The 3,905-nt window shown below is 62.8% G+C and carries 2 protein-coding genes; both read left to right on the forward strand.

Translation table 11 applies throughout. The features are described 5' to 3' along the window. The coding region (gene pgaA / locus AWB74_RS43530) for a poly-beta-1,6 N-acetyl-D-glucosamine export porin PgaA (RefSeq protein ID WP_327363301.1) at positions 1 to 2,055 on the forward strand (2,055 nt) is incomplete at its 5' end. Positions 2,056 to 2,061: 6 nt separating this feature from the next. Beyond that, positions 2,062 to 3,905: poly-beta-1,6-N-acetyl-D-glucosamine N-deacetylase PgaB (gene pgaB / locus AWB74_RS43535; protein WP_061152666.1), on the forward strand; the 1,844-nt coding region annotated here is incomplete at its 3' end.

Here is a 3,905-nt window from a genome sequence, read left to right on the forward strand (position 1 = left end):
CGAGACATCATGAAAAACGAACGCTCCAGCCGACAGAAGCGCGCCGCGGTAAAAGCGACAGCCCTACTGTTGATGCTGCTCGCACGTGATTACTGTGGAGCAGCGCAGCCGAACGCTGCGCCGCAAGCCACGGGGATCGCGGAAGGACAGCCCGCACGCTCCGACCCGTCCGCGCAGCGCGACCAGCTCCGCGAGCGCATCTTCGCGCAGGCCGGCGCTGGTGCGGGGCAACTCGCGCTCCAGGAAGCTCGCGCGAACCCTGACGCGTTTTCCGAGCACGATTGCCTGCAAATCGAAGCCCTCGTTGTCGAAACGGAGGTGCACTGGGGCCGTCAGCAATCGCTCGCGTCCGATGACCCCGACCGTCTCGCGCAAACCAGAGCCGCGCTTGCGCACATCGACGACATGCTCCAACGCATCCCGTCGGGCGAAGAATATGCAGACGTTCGCCGCGCAATGCTCGTCGAGAAGGTCGCGGCATTGCGGGGGCTCGGCCGCATGAAGGATGCCGCCGCGCTTTACGAGGATCTGTCGCGTTCGACCGAGCCGATGCCGGCGCGCACGTATGCAGCGGCAGGCGATGCCTACACCTATCTCAATCAGCCGCGCCTGGCCGCACCGGCCTATGAGCGCGCATTGAAGACGCCCATTGAGCCGCTCGTGCCGTCCGTCGAACCGCATGTGCTGAAGCGCATCGATGTGCAGGAAGGTCTGTTTTTCGCATACCTGGATTCGGGCCGCTACGGTGACGCCCAAGAACTCCTGAGGCAGATCAGGGCGAGCACGCCGATTCGTGCCGATTTGGCTGACCACCCCGAAGATCTTAACGAAGACTATGGCCGGGTGAAGAATCTAGAGGCTCAGTATCTGCTCTACACGGACCGCACGCGCGAAGGTCTCGCCGCGCTCGATGCGCTGCGCTGGGAAGCGCCTTTCGACCCTTCGCTCATCAGCACTCGCTCGGATGTGTCCTTTACACAACAGCGTCCGCGGCAAGCTCAAAAAGTCTACGAAGGCACGCTCGTCGATCACCCGGGCGACATCGAGACGCTCGCGGGTCTCGGTCGCACGGCGCTTGAACTGAACCAGTACGACCGAGCGGCCGAAGTCAACGCGACATTCAGCGATCGCTTCCCCGACAACAACACGGTTAAGGCCTTCCAGGACGACTACGAAGCCTATCGAAGTGCTCAACTGATCGTCGCGGCGAACGGACAGAAGGGCAACGCGGTGCTCGCCGATCACAACTGGGGGATCGACACGCAGCTTTATTCGATGCCGCTCTTCCATTACTGGCGGGTTTTTGCGCATCAATTCAGCGGCCGCGCGGACACCGGCGACGGCAATAGCGTCAGCCGCATTCGCAACGGCATCGGCGGCGATTTTCGCTTTCATGGCGTCGAGGCGGCCGCCGAAGTCGATCATTCGACCGGACCGCAAGCGAAAACCGGCGGCGCAGGCAGCCTGAGCTACGCGCCCGACGACCATTGGCGATTTTCCGCTGGCGTCGACAGCAACATTAATACGCTGCCGTGGAAGGCCTATCAGCAGGGCATTACGGGCCGGGCCGCGACGGGCGGCATGCGCTACAGCATCGACGACTACCGCTACTTCGATCTGACCTATGGCGCGGCGAGGTACAGCGACACGAACCTGAACCAGTCGTGGGTCGGCACATGGTACGAGCGCGTCATCAATACGCCAAGCCATCTGGTCGCCACGTGGGTGAGACTTAACACGAACAGCAACACGCTCGCAAATACGGCCTATTTTGCGCCGCATCGGGACATGACGGCGCAACTGACGGCGATGTATCAGTGGACATCGTGGCGCAATGCGGACCAGTCGCTCGCGAACCGCGCCTACGCGACGATCGGCGGTTATCGGCAGACGGATATCGGCAACAGCGTTTTGTGGGAAGTGCGTCTCGAGCAGCAGTGGCAGTTCAGCGCGCACGCATCGCTCGCCTATGGCCTCGGCGTGTCGAGCCAGCGCATGGACCACTCGCGCGACAACAGCAAGCTCATCTATCTGAATCTGAACATTCCTCTGTAACCCGCCATGGACAAGCTCGATCGCCGACGTTTTCTCGCTTTCGCCGCGGGCCTCGCCGCAGTGCCCGCCGCGCAGGCACGGCTCGCTCTGGACCGTTTGCCGCCGCCGGATGCCGACGACGGCCTCACGTTTCGCGTGCTCGCCTTTCACGATATCCGCGATGATCTGCATGCGGACGTATCGACGGTCTCCGACACCTGCGCGATCAGCACGGCCACGCTCAACACGATCTTCGCGTGGCTGCATGCGAAGGAGTTCCATCCGGTGAGTGTCGATCAGATCGTCGCGTCGCGCAGCGGCGGTCCGCGTCTGCCCGCGCGCGCCGTGCTACTCACGTTCGACGACGCGTACAAGAGCCAGTTCACGCGCGCGTTTGCGCTGCTGCAGCAGTACGGATACCCCGCGCTGATCGGCGTCGTCACGCGCTGGACCGATACGCCCGCGGGCAACCCGGTGCGCATCAGCCACAAGTCGGTGATGCCGCCTGGCTACTTCATGAGTTGGGACGATCTGCGCGTAATGGCGCAATCGGGTCTCGTCGAGATCGCGTCGCACACGCACGACATGCACCATGGGGCGCAGGCCAATCCGCAAGGCAATGAGCTGCCTGCCGCGAGCGCACACCTGTACTTTCCGCAATTGCAACGCTACGAAACTGACGATGAATACCAGGCGCGGGTGCATGACGATCTGAAGCGCAGCGTCGATCTGATTCAGGCGCGCACGGGCGTAACCGTGCGATCCGCTGTGTGGCCGTACGGCATGTACAACGCCGCGCTGGTCAAGGCGTCACAGGCGCTCGGCATGTCAGTCCATTTCACGCTGAACGACGGGCCGAATACGCCCGACGTGCCGCTCACGCAAATTCGCCGCCTGCTGGTGTCGTACGACTGGGACGTCGGCACGCTGATCGCACAGATGCGTTCATCGCGCGCGTATCGCGGCGAGCGAAATCCGGTGGAGCGCGTGGTCAACGTCTCGCTTGACGAGGTGTACGACATCGAACCGCAGAAGCGCGAGGAAAAGCTCGGGCGTCTACTCGATCGCGTCAAGGATCTCGAACCGAAATCGGTGTACCTCAAGGCTTATTGGGACCCGGATGGCACGGGCGTCGCGCGCGCGATGTATTACCCGAATCGTCACATGCCGATGCGTGCCGATCTGTTCAATCGCGTCGCGTGGCAACTGATCACGCGCGCGGGCGTGCAGGTCTATGCGCGTATGCCGTCGCTCGCGTTCGGCCTGCCGAAGGGGCATCCGGCGGCGGAACGTCTCGTGGAAGTCGCCCCTAACAGCCCGAACGATGCGCAGCGTGGCCACGTGACGCGCCTGAGTCCATTTGATCCGCTCGCACGTCACACGGTTCAGGATCTTTACGATGACCTCACGCGCTATGCGAGCTTCAACGGCATCGTGTTCGACCCCGATGCGACGCTCAACGCCTACGAAGACGCGAGTGCAGCGGCTCGGGCCGTGTATCGCTCATGGGGATTGCCGGGCGATATCGACAAAATCCACGCATCCGACGACCTGATGCAGCGCTGGGCGAAGAGCAAGACGGCCTATCTGACCGCCTTCACCAATCAGCTTGCGGATCGTGTGCGCGCTTATCAGGGCGGCGGCAACGTGCTGACCGCACGCTCGCTGCCGGCGCAAGCGGCATTGGATGCGAATGCCGAGCGTAATTTCTCGTTGAGTCTTGCCTCTTCTCTGGCGAACTACGATTTCGTCGCGCTCAAGGCGCAGCCTGTCCCGGGCGACGGGCGCATCGACGAAACATGGCTGGACAGCTTGCAGCGAACGGTATTGCAACAGCCGGGCGCGGTGCAGAAAACCGTGTTCGAGCTACC

This window comes from Caballeronia arvi (assembly GCF_001544695.2).
GTDB lineage: Bacteria > Pseudomonadota > Gammaproteobacteria > Burkholderiales > Burkholderiaceae > Caballeronia > Caballeronia arvi.